This is a genomic window from Alishewanella sp. WH16-1 (genome assembly GCF_001441695.1).
Taxonomy (GTDB): Bacteria; Pseudomonadota; Gammaproteobacteria; order Enterobacterales; family Alteromonadaceae; genus Alishewanella; species Alishewanella agri.
Genome location: NZ_LCWL01000097.1, coordinates 1 through 23,658, shown reverse-complemented (window position 1 = coordinate 23,658; position 23,658 = coordinate 1). Strand labels below are relative to the sequence as shown.

At 50.5% G+C, this 23,658-nt stretch carries 19 protein-coding genes; 8 read left to right on the top strand and 11 right to left on the bottom strand.

Annotated elements, in window-relative coordinates; translation table 11 throughout:
* Nucleotides 1–121: 121 nt before the first annotated feature.
* The 5 genes from AAY72_RS09870 to AAY72_RS09850 all read right to left on the bottom strand — a co-directional run bounded on the left by AAY72_RS09870 (nt 122) and on the right by AAY72_RS09850 (nt 6,350).
* On the bottom strand, nt 122–1,309 hold the full coding sequence (locus tag AAY72_RS09870) for a GGDEF domain-containing protein (protein WP_057787210.1): 1,188 nt from the start codon (nt 1,307–1,309) through the stop codon (nt 122–124).
* A 184-nt stretch (nt 1,310–1,493) separates the two neighbouring features.
* Nucleotides 1,494–4,064, bottom strand: a complete 2,571-nt coding sequence (locus tag AAY72_RS09865) for a S8 family serine peptidase (RefSeq protein ID WP_057787208.1) — start codon at nt 4,062–4,064, stop codon at nt 1,494–1,496.
* Between the two features lie 246 nt (nt 4,065–4,310).
* A complete protein-coding gene (locus AAY72_RS09860) occupies nt 4,311–5,204 on the bottom strand; it encodes a universal stress protein (RefSeq protein WP_057787206.1) in 894 nt (297 codons plus the stop codon).
* A gap of 76 nt (nt 5,205–5,280) precedes the next feature.
* A complete protein-coding gene (locus AAY72_RS09855; protein WP_008985414.1) occupies nt 5,281–5,976 on the bottom strand; it encodes a cupin domain-containing protein in 696 nt (231 codons plus the stop codon).
* A gap of 2 nt (nt 5,977–5,978) precedes the next feature.
* Nucleotides 5,979–6,350: a VOC family protein gene (locus AAY72_RS09850; RefSeq protein ID WP_057787204.1), complete on the bottom strand. Its 372-nt coding sequence runs from the start codon at nt 6,348–6,350 to the stop codon at nt 5,979–5,981.
* Between the two features lie 130 nt (nt 6,351–6,480).
* Between AAY72_RS09850 and AAY72_RS09845 the strand changes: the two genes are divergently transcribed.
* Nucleotides 6,481–7,683: an anhydro-N-acetylmuramic acid kinase gene (locus tag AAY72_RS09845; protein ID WP_057787203.1), complete on the top strand. Its 1,203-nt coding sequence runs from the start codon at nt 6,481–6,483 to the stop codon at nt 7,681–7,683.
* Nucleotides 7,684–7,725: 42 nt separating this feature from the next.
* Here the strand turns inward: AAY72_RS09845 and AAY72_RS09840 are convergent, their stop codons facing one another.
* The 4 genes from AAY72_RS09840 to AAY72_RS09825 form a co-directional block, all read right to left on the bottom strand.
* Entirely contained in the window at nt 7,726–9,477 is a 1,752-nt protein-coding gene (locus AAY72_RS09840) for a S8 family peptidase (RefSeq protein WP_057787201.1), read from the bottom strand.
* A gap of 410 nt (nt 9,478–9,887) precedes the next feature.
* The gene (locus tag AAY72_RS09835; protein ID WP_057787199.1) at nt 9,888–10,841 is read right to left on the bottom strand and encodes a DUF4097 family beta strand repeat-containing protein; all 954 of its coding nucleotides are present in this window, start codon (nt 10,839–10,841) and stop codon (nt 9,888–9,890) included.
* A gap of 12 nt (nt 10,842–10,853) precedes the next feature.
* Entirely contained in the window at nt 10,854–11,291 is a 438-nt protein-coding gene (locus AAY72_RS09830) for a hypothetical protein (protein ID WP_057787197.1), read from the bottom strand.
* On the bottom strand, nt 11,284–11,802 hold the full coding sequence (locus AAY72_RS09825; RefSeq protein ID WP_057787195.1) for an RNA polymerase sigma factor: 519 nt from the start codon (nt 11,800–11,802) through the stop codon (nt 11,284–11,286). The genes AAY72_RS09830 and AAY72_RS09825 overlap by 8 nt, the downstream gene beginning before the upstream one ends.
* Before the next feature lie 151 nt (nt 11,803–11,953).
* On the opposite strand from AAY72_RS09825, the gene AAY72_RS09820 reads away from it, so the two are divergent.
* Entirely contained in the window at nt 11,954–12,340 is a 387-nt protein-coding gene (locus AAY72_RS09820) for a thioesterase family protein (RefSeq protein WP_008985422.1), read from the top strand.
* 263 nt (nt 12,341–12,603) lie between these two features.
* Here AAY72_RS09820 and AAY72_RS09815 read toward each other — a convergent pair whose 3' ends face one another.
* Nucleotides 12,604–13,005 carry a GreA/GreB family elongation factor gene (locus AAY72_RS09815; RefSeq protein ID WP_057787192.1) on the bottom strand — a complete coding sequence of 134 codons (402 nt, stop codon included), beginning with the start codon at nt 13,003–13,005 and terminating at the stop codon, nt 12,604–12,606.
* A gap of 555 nt (nt 13,006–13,560) precedes the next feature.
* Here AAY72_RS09815 and AAY72_RS09810 point away from each other — a divergent pair.
* Both AAY72_RS09810 and AAY72_RS09800 read left to right on the top strand, forming a co-directional pair.
* Nucleotides 13,561–14,085, top strand: a complete 525-nt coding sequence (locus AAY72_RS09810; RefSeq protein ID WP_008985424.1) for a hypothetical protein — start codon at nt 13,561–13,563, stop codon at nt 14,083–14,085.
* Between the two features lie 287 nt (nt 14,086–14,372).
* Nucleotides 14,373–15,188: a tetratricopeptide repeat protein gene (locus AAY72_RS09800; RefSeq protein WP_231728945.1), complete on the top strand. Its 816-nt coding sequence runs from the start codon at nt 14,373–14,375 to the stop codon at nt 15,186–15,188.
* A gap of 57 nt (nt 15,189–15,245) precedes the next feature.
* Here the strand turns inward: AAY72_RS09800 and AAY72_RS09795 are convergent, their stop codons facing one another.
* Entirely contained in the window at nt 15,246–15,743 is a 498-nt protein-coding gene (locus AAY72_RS09795) for a malate synthase (RefSeq protein WP_008985427.1), read from the bottom strand.
* Between the two features lie 152 nt (nt 15,744–15,895).
* On the opposite strand from AAY72_RS09795, the gene AAY72_RS09790 reads away from it, so the two are divergent.
* The 4 genes from AAY72_RS09790 to acnB all read left to right on the top strand — a co-directional run bounded on the left by AAY72_RS09790 (nt 15,896) and on the right by acnB (nt 23,591).
* Nucleotides 15,896–17,407, top strand: coding sequence for a DUF3612 domain-containing protein (locus AAY72_RS09790; protein WP_057787189.1), 1,512 nt, complete (start codon nt 15,896–15,898; stop codon nt 17,405–17,407).
* A gap of 13 nt (nt 17,408–17,420) precedes the next feature.
* Nucleotides 17,421–18,527 carry a polyphosphate kinase 2 gene (gene ppk2, locus AAY72_RS09785; protein ID WP_057787187.1) on the top strand — a complete coding sequence of 369 codons (1,107 nt, stop codon included), beginning with the start codon at nt 17,421–17,423 and terminating at the stop codon, nt 18,525–18,527.
* Nucleotides 18,528–18,638: 111 nt separating this feature from the next.
* Nucleotides 18,639–20,723 carry a M13 family metallopeptidase gene (locus AAY72_RS09780; protein ID WP_008985430.1) on the top strand — a complete coding sequence of 695 codons (2,085 nt, stop codon included), beginning with the start codon at nt 18,639–18,641 and terminating at the stop codon, nt 20,721–20,723.
* Nucleotides 20,724–20,993: 270 nt separating this feature from the next.
* On the top strand, nt 20,994–23,591 hold the full coding sequence (gene acnB / locus AAY72_RS09775; protein ID WP_057787185.1) for a bifunctional aconitate hydratase 2/2-methylisocitrate dehydratase: 2,598 nt from the start codon (nt 20,994–20,996) through the stop codon (nt 23,589–23,591).
* The last annotated feature ends 67 nt before the right edge of the window (nt 23,592–23,658 follow it).

The window sequence follows — 23,658 nt, the reverse complement described above, 5'->3', positions numbered from 1 at the left end:
CCTTGCGGTCAACTTCAAATAGGCTTTTAGGCCAATATAATGAAAATTAATCACAATTTGCTGTCTGAAAATGCTGGCAGCATGATGCGCCAAACCAATAGCGGATCTAGGTTGTGATTAGCTAGCTTGGGATAGTCGCCACCTGGGTTGATTTCACGGCGGAAAAGCTTTGCACCTGATTGCGGCCCAAAGATTTTGCTATGTAAAGCGCCTGGTCGGCTTGTGTCAGTAGACTTTGCCAGTCTGTGGCTCCGGGAGTGCTGGCTACCCCTATGCTCACGGTCAGTGTAAATTGATCAGTGTGTTGTACCCTTTGTTTTTCGATACTCTGACGTAGTCGCTCGGCGATTTGCAGTGCAATATGATGCTCGGTATCGGGTAAACACAATAAAAACTCTTCGCCACCAAAACGGAATAGTAAATCGTAGTCGCGTAGCTGTTGTTCAGCGATATGGGCGATATGCTGCACAGCTTGGTCGCCTGCAGCGTGCCCCAGCGTATCATTAATCTTCTTGAAGTGGTCGGCATCCAGTAGCAGCAAACTCAGGCTGCTGCCCTTGCGCCGACAACGATTAAATTCAGCAGCCAGTCGCAGGTCCAGGGTGCGGCGATTCAGGGCACCAGTCAAAGCATCCCGCTCAGACAGCTGCTGCAGCATTAGCTTTTGTTGGCGATGGCTCAGCATGATAATGCAGCAGAAGACCAGAATGGCGAACATGGTAAGACAAAAAAAACCAATACTGTGTACCAGACTGCTGTAATTCGCCGTAACAACCTGGGTTTGCTCCAACAACAGATAGATTGAACGAGCACTAAATTGCAGGATGTTAAAGATAAAGGTCGCCATAAAGGCCAGATAGACTTTACCGAGCTCCGAGTGGCGGGCCTGCCAAAGCATAGCAATACACCATAAATTAACTATCAGTACTATCGGGATATTGAGCAGCATCCGGTATCCCAGATTGCTACTGATGGCATCGACAAAATGTAGTGCAAAAATCAGTAAGAATACCAGTAGCAAGCCGAGCCGTTTGCCGGGTTTTTGTAGATGCCGGTGAATGCCAGCGGCCAACGCCAGACTTGCTCCGACACTCAAGCTGTTGGTAAGGGCAGGAAATAACCAGTATGGTAAAGGATAACCGGCATACCTTAAGGCGCTGAAACTGGCGTTTAGCAGCATGCAAAGGCCGGCCAGGACAAAATAGCGTTGATAACGAAATTGCCGGTCTGCACTATCTTGCAATACCAGTACAGCGGTCGCCACCAGTGCGATAAAGGCATTGACGATTGTCAGAGTTAACAAATCCATCACAGGCTAGCTTCGTCGGAAAAGGGCGCAGAATCTAGCACAAAAAAGCAACAGCAAGCAATTGGCATTAGAGCGTTATTTTTATTCTCAGACACAGCAACAAGTTACCTTGGTCTTGGGTATCTCCCGATACCAGAAAGGCATAAAAATACCGGGAGCAAGGGCTCCCGGTATGGCGAGCGTATTAACGTTGAATACTAATGACCGGAGACATCCACACTTCCCAATGCGCCGGGTTGTTTTTATCACCGAGCGCTTTCAGGACACGGATCTCAAGCACATAATCACCGTTTGGCACTTCCATGGTTTTACCCTTGCCACCATTGCTGTGGAGGCGAGTACCGTCCCAGGTATAGTTAAAGAAACCGGTTGCCGTACTGTTCCGCGGTAAATATTCCATCACGTTCGTTTTGTGGAATACCGGATGGACCGGACGCTTAGTTGCGGCATGCAGAATGTTCATCTCCATATAGCGGGCGTGATGATCAAAATGCATTAAGAACCATGGCATATCAGTACCTTGCATCGAGTAAGTACAGCTTTCGAGGCAGCGGCTGAAGGTATTGCCGTTTAAGGTTGCTAGCCAGGGGAAACCATTTGCCGTAGGGGTCAGGATTTGAATCCCCTGATAGTCGCCAACAAAGCCTGCGAACGGCACGCGATATACCTGGCCGGCTGCTTGCGGTGTAAAAACGATATAACCGCCGTACTGACCATTTACTGGCGTCATAGCGGGATTGATAGTGACATCCACAGTGGTGCTGCCGCCTGCAGGTACGGTTAGTGTATCTGAACTAAAGCTGACACTGGCATTGCCTTGGAAGAAGCTTGGCGTAATCACACCGCCAGTACTCAGCGCGTTAACTGACGATAACTGGTAGGTCACCGCTTCGCTACCGCTGTTACTGACTGTCAAACGTTGCGTAAAGGGACCCGCTTCGCCTTCACCGGCAGCAATTTTCCCTGGCGTAATATAGGTGGTCGCATTGGCACTGGAGGCAACATTAATCATCCCAGCTCCCTGACGATGCACCATATCCAGGAAGCCTAGTGCAGGGTTGCCTGACCACAGTTTGGGTTCGGCGCTATTTTGCAGAATATTGCGCATCGACATGGCTGGGATCTGTGGATTGTTTTGCAGCAACAGTGCCGCTGCACCGGCGACATGCGGCGATGACATTGATGTGCCACTCTGGGTAATAAAACCACCTGCCTCCATCGGATAAGTAGAGAAAATATTCCCGCCAGGTGCACCTAAATCTGGTTTTAGTTGCAAATCCGGTGACAAACCGTACGAACTAAAGCTGGAAATCCGGCCGCCTGTCGCAGATGGCGTTACGACTATACGGTTAGTCCAGTTTAATACCGGGTTTTCCTGGCTACGAATGAATAGACCGTCTTGTTGCGTTATGGCAACCACCGGTACCGGACCGTTACCTAATGGTGCGCCCAAAGTGCCACTGAAAGCACCTGCGGCATTATTGTGAATAACCACCGAGGTAGCTCCGGCCGCGATAGCATTAGCAGCCTTTTCACCAAAAGAACAAACCCCGCGCACCGCTAACGCAGTTTTACCGGCTGGGTTTGCCAGTAGCGGGTCGGTGTTACAGGCTTGTCCGATAAAGACGACATCCGACGAACCTGCTGTAGGTACCATGCCACTGAAGGTCATGATATTGTATGGGATATCCCGGTTGTTGACGGTGGCAATTTGTTGCGCTGAGCCGAGGTTATCGTAGGAAGCGACACCGATAACATGTTCACCAAGACCAGGCGCTCCGGCAGAATATAAGCCATTAGCCCCACTGTTGCCGATAGAGGCCACAACAACAACACCTTTTTCTACCAGTCGGTCTGCTGCCTGAGCGGTTGGATATTGCGGCCACTGAAACGCTGCGCCCAGGCTCATATTTACGATATGCATACCATCGTTATAGGCTTTCTCCATTGCCTCGATGATAATATCAGCCGACGTGCTACCGGCACAGCCAAATACCCGGTAGGCGCCGAGGGTAACGTTGGGCGCGACACCCTTTACCCGACCGTTGGCACCAACAATACCCGCAACGTGGGTACCGTGACCACCACAGTCATCTGGGTTGAAATCCGGGGTAGGAACGGGATTATAAGTCGCACTGCTTGGGTCGGCGTTGAAGGCATCGCCAACAAAATCATAACCGTAGGCAATTCGTGTAGTAGGGAAAGACGTTGAACCGTTGCTACCGGAGCCCCCGAAATCCGGATGGTCGATATCAATACCAGAGTCGATAATCGCGACCTTAATACCAGTACCGTCCAGATTCATACTATTCTGGGCAAAATTAGCGCCCGTCATGCCCAGTGCAACGGCCATATCAGCGGCTGAGCCGCCTTCGCTACTCTCTACTGCGGGAGCATGAAATACCTCTACCGGGTAAATCGCTTTGACGCCAGGGATCTGCATCAGTTTAGCCCGGTTTGCTGCAGAAATTTCGACCGAGAAACCGTTAAACAGTGTTTCAAAACGGCGTTTTTCAACAAAGCTCAGATCTGCATCTCTTGCCGCATCTTTGAATTTGTTTTGTGCTGCGCGCACGTTACTTTTGCTATTGCCGCCCGCTACCGGTTTATCACTCAATTCGATAAACCACAGGTTAGTGCTCTCGCTGTCGCTGATATTTAGTTGTTCGGCCGCCGCACAGGGTAGCCCGAGTGCCAGCATACAGGCTAGGGTCAGCCGGTTTCTGGCGACCTTGAAATGTTTTTGATAAGACATAGATTTATTTGCTCCGATTTTATTCTGGTTTTTAGTTTTGTTGGTTTAATTATCGAGCTGAATTAGAGTGGATTTTTGCCAGCGTTGTGCCGGCGACTTATCATGCATAATCAATGCCGGGAACGTGGTGGTGGTGGCAGGACAGATGCCACGCGATATGAGGCCGGATTTAACAACAGCTGTTGTCGGTGACTGTAAAAAAAGCTGACACTTCTGAACGTTATAAAGGATGCTGTCTGAGTGGGGTCAGGACACCTGTCGTCCCGCAATTACAGTGCCGGGTTTTAACACCAGCATATCGGTAGGTGTTTGCTGACATAGATAATGTGCCGTATTACCCAATACCGCCGACAAACGACTGTGACAGTGGTTATTGCCAATTAAAGTTAAGCCTGCTTGTAACTGGGCTGCGACTAACGGAACTTCATTATCCGGGCAGCCCTCTTTGATGTGAATTTGGCATGGCGAAACTACATTGCCCGGTAGCAGATAAGACTGCAACAGCCGTTGATGATTACCCAGCTCATCAGGGTGTTTTTTGAAACCATGCGCAGTGTCATAGCTCAAATCCATCGTCATTAACTCGTCCTGAAAACAATTTAACAGGTGGAGCGGCTCTCCCAACGCATTGGCAAGCTCCGCCGCGACCTGCAGTATCACTTCATTTAGATGTTGGTTGCGTAGCGAAGCATCTTCAATATCTAAACATGCCAGGATGCTGTCTTCCGTGAGTGGTAGGGGTGTTTTCACCAACCAAACGGGTAACTCGCAGTCATTGATCAGAAAGTGACACAGTTTGTCGTATAAGCCTGGCAGTAAGCCGCTGCCGCTAAGTGGCGCCGTAATCACTAAACTGATATCTGACTCATTCAGATAATTACGTAACCAGTGGATTTCGGCATTACCTTTATTTTCAGAGATCAAATAGTCGCTGGTTACTGCGGATAGCTCGCTCAGTTGCTGCTTTGTTAAGCTCCCGACCAGTTGCGGATCCGGACGCGGCAGTTTCACTGGGTTAGCGATAAAAATAGAAAAATGACAAGGTTGGCACGCAGCCAGACGTTGCGCTTTTTGCAGCGTATATTGGTCTTCGGCGGTTTGCCGCAGAATAATCAGAATGTGGTGAAACATGGGTTGCATGATAGATTGCCGGAGCAAGGCCAAACAGTGATTAAGTATAGCCGTTGCTCACCGTTTAGCCTGCTGGTCAGCGCAGCTAGAGTGGCGTTTGAATAAACTGGTCGCCAAGCAGGTTTGCGCCCAGATGGCCGGTTTTTACGTAAATTAGCGCCCCTTCAGCGCCAGTGTAGGGAGCGTGATTGCTATAACGCGGGTTACGCAGCCAACTACCGGCCGGATATTCGCCAAACTCATCACAAAACAGGCCTTCCAGTACCAGAATTTCCTCACCTCCCGGATGGGTATGGCGGTTAAACCGGGTATTCGGCGCCCAGCGCACTAAGGCGGTATTAACGCCATTATGCTCGTGCAGAGGCTGCACCGACAGCCCCGGAACTAAGCCCTGATACCAGTTACCGTCTTTAGTATTGAGTACTAACGGACTGTTATCATTAGCAGCGAATTGCCACAGTTTGACCAGTAACAGACAACCCTGCTCTGAGTAGGGCTGATGAGTGGTCCCCGGCGGATTACGCAGGTAGGTGCCGGCAGGGTAATGGCCATGTTCGTCTGAAAACACGCCTTCCAACACCAGGATTTCTTCGCCACCATCATGGCGATGCGCACTGAAACCTGAACCTGGCTCATAGCGTACCAGACTGGTTGCCCGCGCAACTTCTTCACCAGCCCGATCTAACATCACCCGGCTGACGCCGGGTAGAGGTGAGGGGACAAATTGTTGTTGGCCCGGCAGCAGCACAACGCGGGCACTAAAATCAGCGTGAATTTGCATGCTTAACCGAAATGACAGAAGCAGAGTTTATTACCATCGGCATCGCGCACGTAAGCGCCATAAAAGGTATTCGGAATGCGTTGGCCCGGCGCACCATCGCAGGTGGCTCCCAGTGTAATGGCTTTGTGATAGAGCGCGTCAACCGCCTCTTTGGAGCCCGGTGCCATTGACACCATATTGCCGTTACCCGGTGCCGCAGCTTCCTGATTAAATGGAATACACACTGCCAGCATCGGTTCTTTCATGCTTTTACCGAAAAAGGTAATACGATCCATATTTAACAAGGTTTTGGCGCCAAGTTCACCCAGCAAGTCTCCATAAAACTTCCGGGCTGCAGCAATATCACTGACACCTAAGGTTACATAACTAATCATCATTTTCTCCGTTCACGGTTCTGGGGTAGTATGGGCTGGCACTGAGTGATAACAGCGCACGGCCTAAGTATACGAACGAAACCGCTGCTTGGTGTTGTTATTTTAGAAAAAAATTAAGGATGCTTCAGCCATGCACAGCCACATTACCAAGTTATATCAGCTGGCAGCTAAACCCAGCCGCCGGATTATCGGCTTAATGAGTGGTACTTCGCTGGATGGCCTGGATATTGCGCTTTGTCACATTCACGGCAGTGGGCAGCAGAGCTCGGTTAAGGTCGAGCAGTTTATTACTGTGCCATATTCGGATGAGTTTCGCAGCCGGGTGCAAGCGGTATTTGCTAAACGTCAGGTCGATTTGCAGCAACTAACCTTGTTGCATCCATGGATTGCTGAGCAGCATGCGAAGATGATTAATCAGGCGCTTCACGACTGGCAAGTGCCGGCGTCAGAGGTGGATCTGATTGCCAGCCATGGCCAGACCGTTTATCACTGCCCGAAACGGCAGCATCAGGATCCGGCATGGGGTAACGCCACCTTGCAGCTCGGCGATGGCGATCATCTGGCGGTGCATACCGGAATTATTACTGTCAGTGACTTCCGGCAAAAACATATCGCAGCAGGCGGCGAGGGCGCGCCACTGGCTGCTTATGGTGATTATCTGCTGTTTGGTTCAGCGACGGAGCACCGGATCCTGCTAAATATCGGCGGCATTGCCAACCTAACGTATCTGCCTGCCGGTGAGTCGTTGAGTGGCGTATTTAGTACTGATATCGGACCTGGTAACACCCTGATGGATGCCTATGTGCGGCAACATTTTCCGGGGTTACAGTATGATGCGGATGCCCGCCTGGCAAAAACAGGCACCGTCCAGCAAAAGTTATTAGCTGCCTTGTTGGCGGCGGAGTTTTTTCAGCTAAGTCTGCCAAAAACTACCGGGCCAGAGGTGTTTAATCTGGCTTATCTGGCGCGCGCGCAACAACAGAGTGGATGTCAGGATCTGCCGGCGGTGGATGTACTGGCTACTTTAAATGCCTTTAGTGCGCAGGCCATTATCAAGTTGGTGCAACAGCTGCTGCAGCCTGAGCGGCCAACCGTACTCTATGCCAGTGGTGGTGGTATTCACAACCCACTGTTAATGCAGCAACTAAAACAGGGTTTACCACAGCTGAGTTTAACAACGACAGCGGAGCTGGCAATACTGCCGGATGCTAAAGAAGCGGTATTATTTGCGCTGTTGGCGAATGAGTGCGTAGCCGGAACCACGACGACCTTCAATCATCTCAGTACTGGTATGCCAGCGGTGACGATGGGAAAAATCAGCTTTGCAGATTAACAGAGCGGTAGTTAAACCACCGCTCTGTTTAAATCGACTGCTTTATGGATTGTAGCTAACAGTCAGCGTTACACCGCTAAAGCTGCTGTAAGCGCGGATACTAACGTGCCATACATCTGCTGCCGGGTTGCTGAAATTACAGCTCTCATTATTGCCCTGCAGATAAGGCCGGCAATTAAAGGTGGTGGTGGTCGGTCTGGCGCCGCGACGAACGTAGAGATCCGCATCGCCGGTACCGCCGGAGATACTTGCCGTCAAGGTACTCATACCTGCAGGTACCGTCACGGTGTAGTGCAGCCAGTTATTCGTAGTTGCGGATAAGTTTGACACGGTACCACCGCCGCCACTGCCACCACTTGTGCCTTGAGCAGCCTGCACCGCAGCATTGGCATCAATAATACCGGTGCCGCAGCCGCTGCAGCTGGCAGGGAAACTGCGCGCAGTATTCTTCAGGATGGTTTCAATTTCATCCGGGGTGGCAGCGGGCTTAACCTGTTTGATCAGTGCCGCAACACCGGCAACATGTGGTGCTGCCATCGAGGTGCCCTGACTATAGCCGTAACTATCGGTACTTGGCGTTGTAGAACCGCTGTTATAAGTCGACAGTACACCGGCGGGATCATTTGCCGAGTTCATGGAGCCACCCGGTGCTGCTACATCGATACTGGTGCCATAGTTAGAGTAATAAGCCCGGCCACCCTGACGATTGGTGGCAGCAACGTTTATCACACCGGCACAGTTGCCCGGGTTAAAGTTATTGGCATTGGCATTACTATTGCCGGCAGCCACTACAACAACAGCACCGCGGCTGCGAGCCTGATTGATAGCGTTTTGAGTGGTGCTTGAACAAGTACCCGAGCCGCCAAGACTCATATTAATTACGCTGGCTGGGTTAGCATTAGCTGGTACGCCGGATACTGTGCCACCTGCTGCCCAGATAATACCGTCAGCGATGTCAGAGGTGTAACCACCACATTTGCCTAATACCCGCACCGGAACGACTTTGGCGTTGAAGGCAACACCAGCCACACCGTTATTGTTATTGCTAACAGCCGCAATGGTGCCGGCGACATGGGTACCATGCCAGCTGGAGGCGCGGAATGACGTGGGTTGGCCGCCACCACATTCACCAACGTTAGTCCAATCGCCCGGATCACGGGCATCGCTGTCACGGCCATTGCCATCATTACCGATAAAGGTATCAGAAATCATGTCGTAACCGGGTAGGATATTGGCGTTAAGGTCAACATGCGGCCGGTAACCTGTGTCTAATACCGCGACTACCACACCCTGGCCGGTCGCTCTGTCCCAGGCTGCTGGTGCCCGGATGCCGCCGGTGCTCTCGTAGTAATGCCACTGATTAGCGTATTGCGTATCGTTTGGTGTTAACGCAACCTGCAACAGTTGATCTTCTTCAACGAATTCAACTTCGTCATCGGCTGCCAGCTGGCTCAGCAAGTCTGCAGTCTCTTGTGCAGATAAACGCCGCTCGGCACTGAACACCGCATGCCGCTCAAGCGCTGTTTCACGGACAAATTTAACCCGCTCGCCGGCGCGTTGACTAAAGCGCTCGGCTTTAGCCTGCATGCGTTCTGCCCGTCGTTGCTGCGCGACAACAGCGGGTAGGGCTCGAGTCAGGTTATCTGTTTGGTTTTCTTTATATTTTACAATTACGCGGGTTACTGGACCCTGTTGATAATCGTTACTGTCATCGGCCTGAGCCGTTTGCGCTAAGAACGCCGCCGGTACGCATAGCAACGCCAGCGTCCGGAGTTTAAAATTATTATTCGGCATAGTGATACCTAATTTATTGTTATGGATTCCCTGGAAAGATGACTACTTACTGTTACACCACAGTAACATCTGTAATAGGTTTTAAGGTAAAGACAGAGTGCTGTAAATCTGCAAAATATGGACAGAAAAATCTGGGTTACACCAGAATGGGGACAAAGTTCCCGAAAAAGGTTTTTCTCAGTTATTTTAGTAAAAGCTGGGTTACTCGCTAGCCCTGATGACATCTGCGTTGTTGCTTTTATTTTACGCGTGACGGTTATAACTAATCGCTATAACTTATTTCTAAAACGTTTTTAAAATGATGCTGGAATGGTGTGTAAGCAGCTGAATTAAATAATCTATTTGGACTAGTTGTGTGCAGGAAGGATTAATAGCGCCAACGTGGAATAACCGGGTTGGCGCCGTAACGCTTAGTTTTTGGACAGCTCCAGCCGGCCACTGACTGTGCTAATGTCGATACTGCCGCTGCCATTTCCGCTGCTAAATTGCAGGTTACTGGCCGGGCCATATTTATCGCGGCTTGGCTGATCATTGGTTAAGCTATTTTTGATGCTGCCGCCGGCAGAGGTTTTCATGCTGACTGCAGCATCCAGATTAGGGTCGAGTTTTAATTCAAACTTACCGCTGACCGAAGAGCCTTTAATCCGGGGAGCATTTTGCTGCTTTAACTCGACCTCAACAGTGCCATTAACACTGGAAATCTCAATTTTGGCGGTGCGGGTCAGATCCAGATCGACTTCGCCATTAACAACGGTCAACATCAGTTCATCGGGCTGACTCTCCAGATCGATTTCGCCATTAATCGATTCCACCTGTAAGCGACCTGTGGCACCTTTATCCTCAATTTTTCCGTTCACCGTTTTTAGGCGTAGCTGACCGCTCAGCCCCTGGCTGTCGATAGCGCCATTTACGGTTGCCAGCTCGACAGTTTCGCTGAGGTTGTTGGCTTTGATATCGCCATTGACTGTGCTGATCAGGCTGCCACCCGATATATTTTCGACTACAACGCTACTGTTCACACCTTTAAACTCCAGGCTGGCGCCCTGTGGCACCTCAAACACCAGTTCAGCGCCTTGTTGATTGCGGTCACTGTGCATTTGTCTTGGCATTTTCATCACAAACTGGGTAAAACCGGCGTTGGAGTCTAACGTAAAGCCTTCCGCTTGCTCGTCGAGCTTACCTGAGACCTTAAACTGATTTTGCTGGCTACCGCGGATGGTGACTTTGCCACGTTGTACTTCAAGCGTGACCCGCTCATTCGCGGCGACACTGCGCACTTCATCAATACTTTGCCGGCTATCAGCCAACGCCAGGCTGGCGCAGCAGAGCAGCCAGAGGCCGGTACTATATTGGATTAGTTTCATCTTGAGCTCCTGTTAGGGGGATGTCATGGCGAGTTGATCAACATAAGACAATTGTTGTTGATATAACGACGCCAGTTGTTGTTGTAACCCCGGATCATCCGGGTAAAAACTAAGGGCTTGCCTAACCTGGCTGACTGCCTGTTGCCACAGTTGCAACTGCCATTGCCAGTCGCCAAAGGCGCTATCAACCTGTTGCAAGGTCGCCAAACGCTCGGTAAGTGCCTGTTGATACTGTAACTCTTGTTCCAGAGCGGAAAGTTGTAACGCTGGTGTCGCCGGCCAGTACCAGTACAGTAACGACGCCAGCAATAAGGAGGCGGCGCTGGCGAGCGGCCAACGCTTTGGCTTGGGATGCGGTAATTGAGCCTCGAGTGCCGGCCACAGATCACGCGCCGGAGCCAGGTCCCGCGGCAGTGCGGCGATCAACTCATCCAGTTTAGTCTCATTCATTCAGATACTCCTGCAATAGTTGACGGGCCCGGTGGTACTGGGCTTTGCTGCTGCCCTCGGCAATTTGCAGCAGTGTCGCAATCTCCCGGTGCTGATAGCCCTCCAGCGCAAACAGCACAAATACCGCCCTGGCCTGAGCTGGCAAGCGTTGGATAGCTTGCTCCAACTGCTGCTGTTGTTCGTCACTATGCTGCGGGCAGCAGACCGTTTCCGGTATGGCGTCGCCATCCTCCAGTCGTAAACCTTTGTCCTTGCGCCACAAATCAATAGTAGTGTTAACCGCCAGCCGGTGCAGCCAGGTGCTGAATTCACTGTCGCCACGAAAGGCCGGTAATTGCTGCCATACTTTTAAAAAGGTTTCCTGCACCGCATCTTCAGCCCGACTGCGATTTGCCAGTAAGCGCCAGGCAATAGCATAAACCCGCCCCACAAAGTGCTGATACAGCCGGGCAAAGGCATGGCGGTCGCCGCTGGCCGCTTGCTGTAAAATCTGGGGTTCAAGTTGTAACATGCCGTGTTCTAATCTGTTGTTTCAGGCTTAGTCGTGACGACGGTAGAAAAGGTTTAAACGACATTAAAATAATTATCGACAGGTCTGATCTGACTAGGCGGGGTGTACTCAGGCTGTTAGCATGCAATCTTTTGATGATAGGAAGCCGTTGATGCATCGAACTGAGTTTAAAGTGCGTGATTATGAGTGCGATATGCAAGGTATCGTCAATAACGCGGTGTATTTCAATTACCTGGAACATGCGCGGCATGAGTTTTTGCATAGCCGGCAGATCGACTTCGCGGCTTTGGCCAGAGCGAAGGTCAATCTGGTCGTCGTCCGGGCGGAGATGGATTATAAAGCCTCACTAACCAGTGGTGACCAGTTTTACGTCACAACGCAGTATCAGCCGGTTTCCCGCTTGCGCTTTGGCTTTAAACAACAGGTCTGGCGCAGTGCTGACCAAAAGTTGATGTTAGAGGCGCTGATCACGGGTACTGCGCTGAATGAAGCGGGTAAACCCTTTTTACCGCCTGAGTTACAGTTGCTACTGGATTAGCACCAGATGAGGCTGCCAGCAGGCAGCCTCTGAATAACCAAGGCTAGCTTTGTTGCTGGCGCTTTTCTTTTTTCAGCCGGCGTTTCTCTTTAATATCATGCTGTGGCTTCTTTTTGCTGGTTTCTTTGCTCATGGTAAAACTCCGCAACACTGACACACCAGCTCTGAGGTCGCAGCGGGCTGCAGACGGTAGGTGCCTTAACGTTAAAACAAGATGCTGCGACTGTTAATAGCTGCATGGCGGGATCCTCACTTCTTAACCATTATCCGGGCTGACTTACTTTGAGTAAGTCGCCTATAACAAAGCGCAAGGTGCGTCTTAAGATCTTCACCTGTACTTGCTCGCCGGTCGTTTTACCAAGCAATGCTTGCCCCAGTGGCGACCAGATTGAGATGACTGAACCACTGCTATCCGCTTTGGGATCGGCACTTAGCGTAACCCAGCAGGCATCGCCATCCGGTAATGCAATTAAACGTACCGTGCAGCCTGGCGCCGCCCGTAACGGCTTGCCAGCTCTGGCCCGTCGTTGTGGGCAATCCTCCAGAAAGCGAAGTATTTGTGCCAGTCGGGTTGGTTGTAGCGGCAGCCAACTGGCGCGCAGCAAATAGCGCTCAATTGCCGATAACGGCAAATCTTGTAAAGAACTACGATGCAGCACAGGCATCCTCCGCAAAGTTCAGCGTAAAAACGTAAAAGCAGTAAACAGGGAAAGGTGTACTCCGGGCGCGACAAAGCGCACCCGGCTTAGAGCTGGAAGGCGGTAGCGAAACTCAGTTTGGTAGACCACAGGGTCGTAAGCACAGACGTACTCCGGTAAATCTTGGGGTGGCAGCGATAAGCGGGCTGCGACATACCATAGCAAAGTTGCCGGTAAATGCAAGCCGGGTTACCGGGCCCTGCTCATTGTGAGGGCCCGTAGCCAGTGTTATCACTGTGCGGTATGCAAATTTCGCGAATATTGTAATTAAATTACAAGATAACTTGTGCGGATTAATAAGTACTGATGCTAGCAATTTAATTTGCCATTTAATTAATAAGCGTTAAAAATCAAACTATTATTTTATTTTAGGTGTGTAATTCAATTCGAGGTACGTACAGGTTAATTTTTCTAACCTATCTCTTTAGATCTTCTCGTTTGTCAGTTATTGATGGTTTTTGTAAATTTATTACGTGCCACACACTAGGCACGCCAAATAAATTTTTGCAGGAGAGACCAGAGATGACTTTTTCAACATCAAAATTATGCGCCGGTTTGACGGTACTAATGTTGTCGTCAAGTCCATTGCTCGCTTCTGCCGCGGGTAATGCTTACCAAATGGGCTTGCCGGAGGACGCGCCGGGTGCTGAGCTGATCAAAGCCGGTCAGTTCCAGGCGGGAATTGCACAGGCACAGAGCCCACAGCAAGCGGATACCGATCCGTTTTTCCGGCAGCTGAGTTTGTGCGTTGCCTATAGCCGGACTGCTGATTTTACAGCGGCAGCCACTGCCTGTAACGATGCGGTACAACGCGCTGGCGCTTTACAAGCGGTACCGCGTTCGGCGAAACGTGAAATGCGCGCGCTGGCATTGAACAACAGAGCAGTAATGAATCTGTTAGCAGGCGACAAAGTCGCTGCGTTGCAGGATCTGATGCAAGCCGTGCGCCTGGATAATGCAGAGCTGATGCTGGCAAACCTGCAGCGCCTGACGCAGAGCATCAATGGTGTTGAAGCGCCACAATTAGCCTTGCAAGCTGCCGAGTAAGTCGTATCGATTTAGTCAAAGCAGCCTGCGATTGCAGGCTGCTGCGTTAATTACCCATACCTTACGGCCAGGAGTTAGCCTTTCGGCTTTCAACTATTTTTGCAATAAATTTGTAAATTATTTACATGAAATCTATGCTTGTGTTCTGGATAAAAACCGGACTAAAGCTGATGAAATCCCCTGTGATATTTTCGATACTGCTGCTAGTCAGCGCCTTGCCGCTCGTTGGCGCGACATCTGAGCCAGCCGACTCTTTTTGCACATCTGAGTTATGTCAAACAGATTTTGTGAAGTTAGAAAAAATGGCATGGTATGGCAGTGGCATGGCTGCCACCATTGTTGCGACTGCTTATGCTACCGGTGAGGGCGTACCTCAGGACGTTAACAAAGCGCGCCGCCATATTAAGCAGGCAGCACGCTGGCGTGAACCTATGGGGATGCACGTCATGTCCAACTGGTTGCGTGCCGGCTTCATATTGGAGCAAGACATAGATAAGGCAGATGTCTGGTTGGAACGTGCGATTCGGGCAGGCTATTTGCCGGCGGCTTACGATAAGGCGAAATTGCTGTTACAGCAAAATAATCCGCAAGCCGACCAGCAAGCGATCGCTTTGTTACAAACTGCAGAGCAAGGTTTTTACCTGCCAGCCCGTTATCTGTTGGCTAAGTTGTACGTCGCGGGTATAGGTGTAGAATCGGATTTAGTGCAGGCCGCTCAGTTGTTTAAAAAGTTGGCACTGCAGGATTATGAAGATTCGCGTCAGCATTTTAGTGAGCTTTTGCAAGTACTGGAAGCGGTGAGTCAACAAGATGCGATTGCCGATCCGCAATTGTTGTCTGTTGTTAGCGAGCTTAAAACAGCCGGCGATATCGAGGTAATTCGAATCTATGGTCAACAGTTTAATACCGAAAGTGAGCTGAGTAATGTCAGGCAGCAACTCGCGGCATCGGGCTTGTACCAACCTGGGGCAAACACCTCTTCGCGTATCCCCGGAAATTTATGTGGTCGTGGTACCGGACTCTGTTCCGTCGCATTTGACCGCAATAGTCTGGCCTCTGAAACCGCTATTATTCTAAAAGATATTTTACGCTTTAACCGATAAGAAGACAGTCTGCCCAGCAACCCTGGGCAGATGCTATCACTTCTAACGATCTGGGCACTACAGCAAATAGTCACTGCCATCTTTGGCTGTAAAGCTTTTTTCTGCCCGGCTACGACAACTGATTTGCCGGCCACTGATTAGGCTGAACCAATGACACTCGGGTACCGTCGTTTGCAGCTGAATATCGTCAATACCTGCCGGATCCTGACTACCCTGCATACCGCGGCGATTCAGGACTAACTCGACATGGCGGCCATCATTTTGTAACAGTAAGGCTTCTGGTGTCTCACGATGACCAATCAGCGCGATAAATTGCGCCGGCTCTTGTAAACCACTGGTGCTGCCATCCTGAAAGAACGCCAGTAGTTGCTGGTAGTAGACAACATAACTTGCCACGTCTTTATGCGAACCCCGGGCCAGTGGAAAGGTTTTATCCAGAAAACCTTTTGAGTAATCCATCACCTGACGCACATGCTGTTGATTCAGTTCGGTGATCAATTGGATCTGTTGCTGGATTTGCAGCTCCTGCTGCATTGGGTTAGCTAAAGTTGTCATCTTCTGTTCCTCATCGGGTAGGGTCGGTACTTGGCCTCTGATAAGGCTTAATCCTGGTTTTCGCGCCAGCTTTTGCTATTGCGTGAAAACTAGTCTAGATTAGTTTTAAGCATAATTTCACAATAAAAATTTTACAGTGTGAATTTTACAAAATGAAAGTGAACAAGAGTCTGCTACGAAAGTCCCACTTTTTGGGCACTAAAATAAGAAATTTGCGTAAACGCAATAACTTAACCATTGAAGATTTGTCGACCCGTTGTGTGCGGCTGAATCCGGAAGCGGCACCTTCGGTGTCGTATCTGTCGATGATTGAACGCGGAAAAAGGGTGCCGGCCGTCGAAATGCTGGAAGTCATTGCGCAGGTATTTCAAAAAGAACTGGACTGGTTTTTAGATGGCGAAGCGGAAGAGCAGGATTTGGTGCTGCCAAAACAAACCAAAGGCGGCTTAAATGGTATGCCGCTGGAGCCGGGCTTTTTGTTTAGTGGCGATATTCTGCAAATTGCCATTCCGGAGCTGCTGTCGCAAACCGGCACCAGCGGCCGGCAGTTTGCGCAACTACTGATCCGTGCGCATCAGGAGCATCACCAGAATCATTTTCCTGAGCTGGAGCGGGCGGCCGAGGAAGTCGGCTTAAAACGGTTGCCGTTATCGGTTGAGGAATTGTTGGCCATCGTGCAACAACTGGGGCTGAGTATTCACTGGTTTGATGAAGCGCCTAAGGAACTGATCGACGAATTAGGCGTGCGCTCGAATAATATTCAAACCTCGTTTTTTGTGCCACCGCAGAGTTTGCATTTGCACCGCGTCTTGCAGCAATGGCCAACCCGCCTGAAATATGAATTGGCGGTACATATCGGCCATGCAGTACTGCATAACAAAGACGGCGTGAAAAGCTCAATGGCAGTCGGTGGGGCGCATGACGATGTGTTTGCTGACAGCAGTAGCATGGCACCGCAGGATATTCTGCATGCCTGGCGTGATTTTGAATCCAGCTTTTTTGCCGGAGCACTGCTTTGTCCGAAACAGCCATTCCGGCAGTTGCTGGAGCGGCGCGGTTATGAGATTGCCAGTCATTTACAGGCGGAGGTTTCCGCCTCGGTGGCGATGCGGCGGATGACGGCGGTATCACCCTATCCGCACTGGCACTATTTTGATGCCTATAGCCCGGGCAAGCTGAAAGCGGTATATCGTGGTAATGGTATCCCGCTGCCCTGGGGCAATATGCGGCAAGTCCAGGATCCTTGCCAACACTGGGCGGTATTCAGGATGTTTGAGGTAAAAGAATCGGGTAGTGCGGCGCAACTATCTTTACTGGATGTGCAGGGACAACCGAGAATTTATTGCTGTGAGTCGACCAAGGTCAAAGATTTGGCCGGTAATGACCATGTATTATGTGCTGGTATTGATTTAAATCCGGCGCTGGCGGCGCAAGGGCTGGATGCCGATGCGCTGGCGCAGGAGATGAAGGCACGTTGTATCAGTTACGGTGGCGCTGCTACTGTACCGCAAAGTATTCAGACCACGCTAAAGCGAGTGGCAAATATTCTGAATATTAATTGGGTTAGCCGCAGTATGAATAAGCCAGCACAGCTGATTTGCGCCCGGGGCGGCAGTTGCCCGCGCTCGCCCAGTTGCTATCAATGTCCGGGCAGCAGCAGTTAACACAGGAGAGCCAATGACGGAAATTCAGCAAACAGCAACACCTCAGACCGTCGCTACTGCGCCGGACCCGCAAATCGAGCAGGTCAGTCAACGGTTAACCGCCAGTCAGCAAGCCAAGGCAGTGGCGATTGAGGACATTATTGCAGCCCGGGCAGCTGGCGATTTACATCAGTTATCACAGCATCTGTTAGCGATGCTGGATGGTTTGTCGCCTGATGACCTGAGCCAACTTAGCAAGGCGCTACTAAAAGGAGAGTCAGCACAAACCGAAAAGCGCCGCGAAAAAGCCGACCAGCAATTACGGCAGGACTGGCGTGATGGTGGTTATCCTTATCAGAACCGGCTTAGTCGCAAAAGTTATGAGCAGCAGAAATATCATCTACAAGTGGAGTTATTAAAGTTACAACGTTGGGTAAAAGCCACCGGGCAACGGGTAGTGATCCTGTTTGAAGGGCGGGATGCCGCCGGTAAAGGCGGTACCATTAAACGTTTTATGGAACATTTAAACCCTCGTGGCGCACGGGTAGTGGCGTTGCAAAAGCCCAGCGAGGCAGAGCAAGGGCAATGGTATTTTCAGCGTTATGTTGCTGAATTACCAACCAAAGGCGAAATAGTGCTGTTTGACCGCTCCTGGTATAACAGAGCCGGTGTCGAGCGGGTGATGGGCTTTTGTAGCGATGACGAATATCAGGAATTTATGTTGCAGGTGCCGGAGTTCGAACGCCAACTGGTACGTAGTGGTATCCATCTGATTAAGCTTTGGTTTTCAGTCAGTCGCGACGAGCAACGTCGTCGTTTTACTGAGCGTGAGGCCCATCCGTTAAAACAATGGAAGTTAAGCCCGGTCGATTTAGCCTCGCTGGATAAATGGGATCACTATACGAAAGCAAAAGAGGCGATGTTTGCCTGCACGGATACCAGCTATGCGGCCTGGACCGTGATTAAATCCGATTGTAAAAAACGCGCCCGCCTAAACGCGATGCGCTATGTGCTGCAGCGTTTGCCTTACGAGAACAAAGACGCCGCTGTCGTCGGAGTGCCGGATCCGCTGCTGGTGGGGCGTGCCAACGTGATTTTCGAACAGGGCGAACATGGTTTTCTACTGGAAACGAGTGCCTGAGTCGGCCCTCATACTTTGTTACAACTTAATCGCCAGCCAAAAATTGGCAAGGTGCGCCGGAGGGCGTAAGATGAGTTGTTAACTCTCTCCCGCGTATAACAGGACATAACAATGAAAAAAACTACTTTAGTCGCCACTGCCGTGGCCTTAGCCCTTGGGCTGAGTGCCTGCGGTAAACAAACTGCCACCGAACAGAGCGCTGGTAGCCAACCTGCAGCTGCACAAACACAACAACAAGCGGCTCTGGTGTCAGGCATTGATAAGCAATACTTTGATCAGAGCGTGGCCTTTGGGCAGGATTTCTTTTTAGCGGTAAACGGTAAGTGGTTGGCAGAGACTGAAATTCCTGCTGACAAGGCGACTTACGGCTCTTTCCATATGCTGGCGGACCAATCGCAGCAAGCGGTAAAAGCCATTATCGACGAAGTTTCTGCGAAAACCGATTTAGCCGCGGGCTCAGATGAGCAGAAGCTGGGACATTTTTATAACAGCTTTATGGATGAAACGACGATTGAACAGCGCGGCTTAACACCATTGCAGCCACAGCTGGATGCGATTAAAGCCTTGGCCGATAAAGCTCAGCTACCGGCACTGTTTGCCAGCTTACAACGTGACGGTATCGCTATTCCTTTTGGTTGGTTTGTTAATAACGATGCGAAAAACTCCACCCAGTATGCGGTGTATTTAAGTCAGGGTGGTTTGGGCTTACCAGATCGTGATTACTACTTTAAAGATGATGAAGCCTCACTGAAAATTATCAGTGAGTATAAAACCTATCTGCAGGATATGTTTGCGCTGGCTGGCCATAGCGATGCGGCTGCCGCAGCAGAACGGGTGTACCAGCTGGAAAAAGCCCTGGCAGAACATCACTGGACCCGTTTGGATAGCCGTAATGCCGACAAAACCTACAACAAGCTCAGTGTGGCTGATTTAAACAGCAGCTTGGGTGATTTTGACTGGGCCGCTTACGCGAATGGCGTGAAATTAGCGCAGGTAAATGAAATTATTGTGCGTCAGCCAAGCTATTTTGAAGGTTTAGGCAAGGTTATCGCCGCCACCGATCTACAAAGCTGGCAAGATTACCTAACGATCAAAACCGTCAATAGCTACGCCGATAAACTGAGCAGTGCCTTTGCTGATCGCCGTTTTGCGTTTTACGGCACGACGTTAAGTGGAATTCAGGAGCAACAACCACGCTGGAAACGGGCTGTTGATGCCGCCGATCAGGTACTGGGTGAGCTGACCGGTAAACTCTATGTTGAGCGTCACTTCAGCCCTGCCGCTAAAGCACGGATGGAAGTGCTGGTAGCCAATCTGATCAAAGCTTACGAGGTGTCGATCAAAGAGCTGGAATGGATGAGCGAAGACACCAAGGTGGCGGCGTTGGAAAAGCTGAGCAAATTTACGCCGAAAATTGGCTACCCGAACAAGTGGAAGGATTATTCCGCGCTGGAAATCAAAGCCGATGATTTAGTCGGTAACTTTGTCCGTGCCAGTCACTGGGGCTATGACGAGATGGTGAGTAAGCTGGGCAAACCAATCGATAAAGACGAGTGGTTTATGACACCGCAAACGGTCAATGCCTACTACAACCCGGTAAACAACGAAATCGTGTTCCCAGCCGCGATTTTACAGCCACCGTTCTTTAATATGGCGGCCGATGATGCGGTAAACTACGGCGGTATCGGTGCAGTAATTGGCCATGAAATCGGCCATGGTTTTGATGATCAGGGCGCTAAATACGACGGTGACGGTAACCTGCGTAACTGGTGGACCGAGCAGGATAAAGCCCAGTTCCAGGCGCGCGGTGCTAAGCTGATTGGTCAGTACAATCGTTTTGAGCCGCTGCCGGGCGTTAATGTGAACGGTGCTGTGGCACTGGGTGAAAATATCGGTGACCTCGGCGGGATGACGGTCGCGCTGAAAGCTTATCAGTTGTCACTGAATGGTCAGGACGCACCAGTAATGGACGGCTTTACCGGTGAGCAACGCTTCTTTATCAGCTGGGCGCAAATCTGGCGTACCAAGTTCCGTGAAGAAGCGCTGCGTCGTCAGCTAAGCACTGGCCCACACTCACCAGCCCATTTCCGGGTAATAGGGGTGTTGCCAAATATGCCTGAGTTCTATACTGCTTTCGATATCAAAGAAGGTGATGCGATGTACTTACCGGTCGAGCAACGCGTCAAGATCTGGTAATCAGTAGTTCGCAGTAACTATAATTAGGCTGTGGTTGTCTGGTTCTCGCAAGGAGGCAGGCGCCACAGCTTTTTTTGCCTTGGTCAGACCACTATAACTAAAAATTACCTGCCCGGCCCTTTGTATTCAGTAAATTTATAACCATTATAAGTCTGTGTGCATTAGTGTTATTATGCTTTTGCTTTGATCTTTCTTATAATTGAGCCCATTCATTCACCGGAATGACGTTGCAGTAACCCGACTGCAAGCAACGACCGAGAGGACATAACTGTGCTACAAGAATATCGTGAACACGTGGCGGAACGCGCCGCCCAGGGTATCCCGGCTAAGCCCTTAAATGCTGAGCAAGTTGCTGCCTTAATTGAATTATTAAAGAACCCGCCAAAAGGCGAGGAAGAAGTTATTTTAGATTTGCTGGTCAACCGGGTACCACCTGGTGTTGACGAAGCCGCTTATGTTAAAGCCGGCTTCCTGGCTGCTGTCGCCAAAGCCGAAGCCAAAAGTCCACTAATCAGCGCCGAGCGTGCCGTTGAGCTGTTGGGTACCATGATGGGTGGTTACAATATTGAGCCACTGATCAGCCTGCTGGATGATGCCAAGCTGGCGCCAGTTGCCGCCAAAGCCCTGTCACATACCTTACTGATTTTCGATGCTTTCCACGATGTCACTGAAAAAGCTGAAGCGGGTAATCAGTATGCCAAGCAAGTACTGCAAAGCTGGGCTGACGCCGAATGGTTTGAAGCCAAGCCAGAGCTGGCGAAGAAAATTACCGTTACCGTGTTTAAAGTTGCCGGTGAAACCAACACCGACGATTTATCACCAGCACCGGATGCTTGGTCACGCCCGGACATCCCACTGCATGCGTTAGCCATGCTAAAAAACAGCCGCGAAGGTATCGAGCCGGATCAGCCTGGTACTGTTGGCCCGATCAAGCAGCTGGAAAAACTGAAAGAAAAAGGTTTCCCACTGGCTTATGTCGGTGACGTAGTGGGTACCGGTTCATCACGTAAATCAGCGACGAACTCAGTGCTGTGGTTTATGGGTGACGATATTCCATACGTACCGAACAAGCGCGGTGGCGGCTTTGTGTTAGGCGGCAAGATTGCGCCGATTTTCTTCAATACCATGGAAGACTCAGGTGCACTGCCAATTGAAGTGGATGTCAGCAAGCTCGAGATGGGCGATGTGATCGACATTCTGCCATATGAAGGCAAAATCGTGCGTCATGGTAGCGGCGAAGTGCTGGCTGAATTTAGCCTGGCAACTGACGTGTTAATTGATGAAGTGCGTGCCGGTGGCCGTATTCCACTGATTATCGGCCGTGGTTTAACTGACCGTGCCCGGGAGTTCTTAGGTTTAGCTGCTTCTGATAAATTCCGTCGCCCACAAGCCAAAGCAGACTCAGGCAAAGGCTTTACGCTGGCACAGAAAATGGTGGGTAAGGCGTGTGGCGTGAAAGGTGTGCGTCCTGGTACTTACTGTGAGCCGAAGATGACCACCGTAGGTTCGCAAGACACCACTGGCCCTATGACCCGTGACGAGTTAAAAGACTTAGCCTGTTTAGGTTTCTCTGCCGATCTGACAATGCAATCGTTCTGTCACACTGCCGCTTATCCGAAGCCGGTTGACGTGGATACGCATCATACTCTGCCAGACTTTATTATGAACCGTGGTGGTGTGTCACTGCGCCCAGGCGACGGTATTATCCACAGCTGGTTAAACCGTATGTTGCTGCCAGATACCGTGGGTACCGGTGGTGACTCACATACCCGTTTCCCAATTGGTATTTCATTCCCGGCTGGTTCTGGTTTAGTGGCGTTTGCCGCAGCGACTGGTGTTATGCCACTGGATATGCCTGAGTCGGTACTGGTGCGCTTTAAAGGTGAAATGCAGCCTGGTATTACGCTGCGCGACTTAGTGCACGCCATTCCTTATGTTGCCATTCAGAAAGGTTTGCTGACTGTTGATAAGAAAGGTAAGAAAAACATCTTCTCTGGCCGCATTCTGGAAATCGAAGGTTTACCGAATCTGACCGTAGAGCAGGCGTTTGAATTATCTGATGCCTCTGCGGAGCGTTCAGCAGCCGGTTGTACCATCAAGCTGTCAAAAGAGTCGATTGCCGAATATCTGGAATCGAATATCGTGATGCTGAAGTGGATGATCGCGGAAGGTTACGGTGATGTGCGTACTATCGAGCGCCGGATCAATGCGATGCAGGCCTGGCTGAAAGATCCACAGCTGATGGAAGCCGATGCCGATGCCGAATACACTGAAGTGATCGAAATCGATCTGGCCGACATTAAAGAGCCGGTGCTGTGTGCACCAAATGATCCGGACGATGCCCGTTTACTGTCTGAAGTTGCCGGCGACAAGATTGATGAAGTGTTTATCGGGTCTTGTATGACTAACATTGGCCACTTCCGTGCTGCCGGTAAGTTACTGGATAAGTTCAAAGGCCAGTTACCAACCCGGTTATGGATCGCGCCACCGACTAAGATGGACCAGGCCCAGCTGACCGAAGAAGGTTACTACGGTATTTATGGCAAAGTGGGTGCCCGCACCGAGATGCCAGGCTGTTCACTCTGTATGGGTAACCAGGCTCGCGTAGCTGAGAAGTCAACGGTGGTGTCTACTTCTACCCGTAACTTCCCGAACCGTTTAGGTCAGGGTGCTAACGTGTATCTGGCGTCAGCTGAGCTGGCTGCGGTATCTTCAATTATCGGAAGATTACCGACAGTGGCAGAATATATGGAATATGCGAAACAAATCGATGCTACGGCAGCCGATACCTATCGCTATCTGAACTTCCATAAGATGCCGCAGTACACCAAAAAAGCGGATAATGTAATTATCCAGCAAGCGGTGTAAGCACTTAGTAACGACTAACAACGCCTGCCTTGTGCAGGCGTTGTTGTTTTTACGTGCGCCGGGCATG

Coding starts and splice junctions, on each gene's coding strand:
- AAY72_RS09860 (WP_057787206.1), bottom strand. CDS start 5,204: ATGCAACCCATGTTTCACCACATTCTGATTATTCTGCGGCAAACCGCC.
- AAY72_RS09850 (WP_057787204.1), bottom strand. CDS start 6,350: ATGATTAGTTATGTAACCTTAGGTGTCAGTGATATTGCTGCAGCCCGG.
- AAY72_RS09855 (WP_008985414.1), bottom strand. CDS start 5,976: ATGCAAATTCACGCTGATTTTAGTGCCCGCGTTGTGCTGCTGCCGGGC.
- AAY72_RS09840 (WP_057787201.1), bottom strand. CDS start 9,477: ATGCCGAATAATAATTTTAAACTCCGGACGCTGGCGTTGCTATGCGTA.
- AAY72_RS09835 (WP_057787199.1), bottom strand. CDS start 10,841: ATGAAACTAATCCAATATAGTACCGGCCTCTGGCTGCTCTGCTGCGCC.
- AAY72_RS09865 (WP_057787208.1), bottom strand. CDS start 4,064: ATGTCTTATCAAAAACATTTCAAGGTCGCCAGAAACCGGCTGACCCTA.
- AAY72_RS09825 (WP_057787195.1), bottom strand. CDS start 11,802: ATGTTACAACTTGAACCCCAGATTTTACAGCAAGCGGCCAGCGGCGAC.
- AAY72_RS09790 (WP_057787189.1), top strand. CDS start 15,896: ATGAAAGTGAACAAGAGTCTGCTACGAAAGTCCCACTTTTTGGGCACT.
- AAY72_RS09845 (WP_057787203.1), top strand. CDS start 6,481: ATGCACAGCCACATTACCAAGTTATATCAGCTGGCAGCTAAACCCAGC.
- AAY72_RS09815 (WP_057787192.1), bottom strand. CDS start 13,005: ATGCCTGTGCTGCATCGTAGTTCTTTACAAGATTTGCCGTTATCGGCA.
- AAY72_RS09870 (WP_057787210.1), bottom strand. CDS start 1,309: ATGGATTTGTTAACTCTGACAATCGTCAATGCCTTTATCGCACTGGTG.
- ppk2 (WP_057787187.1), top strand. CDS start 17,421: ATGACGGAAATTCAGCAAACAGCAACACCTCAGACCGTCGCTACTGCG.
- AAY72_RS09780 (WP_008985430.1), top strand. CDS start 18,639: ATGAAAAAAACTACTTTAGTCGCCACTGCCGTGGCCTTAGCCCTTGGG.
- AAY72_RS09820 (WP_008985422.1), top strand. CDS start 11,954: ATGCATCGAACTGAGTTTAAAGTGCGTGATTATGAGTGCGATATGCAA.
- AAY72_RS09810 (WP_008985424.1), top strand. CDS start 13,561: ATGACTTTTTCAACATCAAAATTATGCGCCGGTTTGACGGTACTAATG.
- AAY72_RS09795 (WP_008985427.1), bottom strand. CDS start 15,743: ATGACAACTTTAGCTAACCCAATGCAGCAGGAGCTGCAAATCCAGCAA.
- AAY72_RS09830 (WP_057787197.1), bottom strand. CDS start 11,291: ATGAATGAGACTAAACTGGATGAGTTGATCGCCGCACTGCCGCGGGAC.